This window comes from Chromobacterium subtsugae, assembly GCF_001676875.1.
GTDB classification, from domain to species: Bacteria; Pseudomonadota; Gammaproteobacteria; order Burkholderiales; family Chromobacteriaceae; genus Chromobacterium; species Chromobacterium subtsugae.
In genome coordinates, this window is record NZ_JYKA01000046.1 from 1 (window position 1) to 1,141 (window position 1,141).

Annotated in this window: 1 protein-coding gene; it reads right to left on the reverse strand. The window is 60.6% G+C overall.

Going from position 1 to position 1,141, the window contains the following annotated elements:
* On the reverse strand, window positions 1-1,141 hold a 1,141-nt coding region (gene tuf / locus MY55_RS22310; protein WP_065203063.1), incomplete at both ends, for an elongation factor Tu.

Below are 1,141 nucleotides of genomic sequence, written 5' to 3' on the forward strand. Positions count from 1 at the left end.
CGCCGGCGCCGACGGTACGGCCACCTTCGCGGATCGCGAAACGCAGACCCTCTTCCATCGCGATCGGAGCGATCAGCTTAACAGTGATTTCCACGTTGTCGCCCGGCATTACCATTTCCACGCCTTCGGCCAGCGTAACTGCGCCAGTCACGTCGGTGGTGCGGAAGTAGAACTGCGGACGGTAGTTAGCGAAGAACGGGGTGTGACGGCCGCCCTCTTCCTTGCTCAGCACGTATACCGAACCGCTGAACTCGGTGTGCGGCTTGATCGAGCCCGGCTTCACCAGTACTTGGCCACGCTCAACTTCTTCACGCTTGGTGCCGCGCAGCAGCACGCCCACGTTGTCGCCAGCCTGACCTTGGTCCAGCAGCTTGCGGAACATTTCCACGCCGGTGCAGGTGGTCTTGGCGGTTTCTTTCAGGCCAACGATTTCCAGCTCTTCGCCGACTTTCACGATGCCGCGCTCAACACGACCGGTCACCACGGTGCCGCGGCCGGAGATCGAGAACACGTCTTCGATCGGCAGCAGGAACGGCTTGTCAACCGCGCGCTCCGGAGTCGGGATGTAGGAGTCCAGCGCGTCGGCCAGACGGAAGATCGACGGCTCGCCCATTTCGGACTGGTCGCCTTCCAGCGCCAGACGAGCGGAGCCGGTTACGATCGGGGTGTCGTCGCCCGGGAAGTCGTAGGAAGACAGCAGATCGCGCACTTCCATTTCAACCAGTTCCAGCAGCTCGGCGTCGTCAACCAGGTCAGCCTTGTTCAGGTAAACGATGATGTACGGTACGCCAACCTGACGGGACAGCAGGATGTGTTCGCGGGTTTGCGGCATCGGACCGTCAGCGGCCGAGCAAACCAGAATCGCGCCGTCCATCTGGGCTGCGCCGGTGATCATGTTCTTCACATAGTCGGCGTGGCCCGGGCAGTCTACGTGAGCGTAGTGGCGGGATTCGGTTTCGTATTCAACGTGCGCGGTATTGATGGTAATACCACGAGCCTTTTCTTCCGGCGCGCTATCGATCTGGGAGTAGTCTTTAGCTTCGCCACCGAACTTCTTCGACAGAATGGTGGTGATCGCTGCGGTCAGAGTGGTTTTACCATGGTCAACGTGACCGATGGTGCCGACGTTTACGTGCGGCTT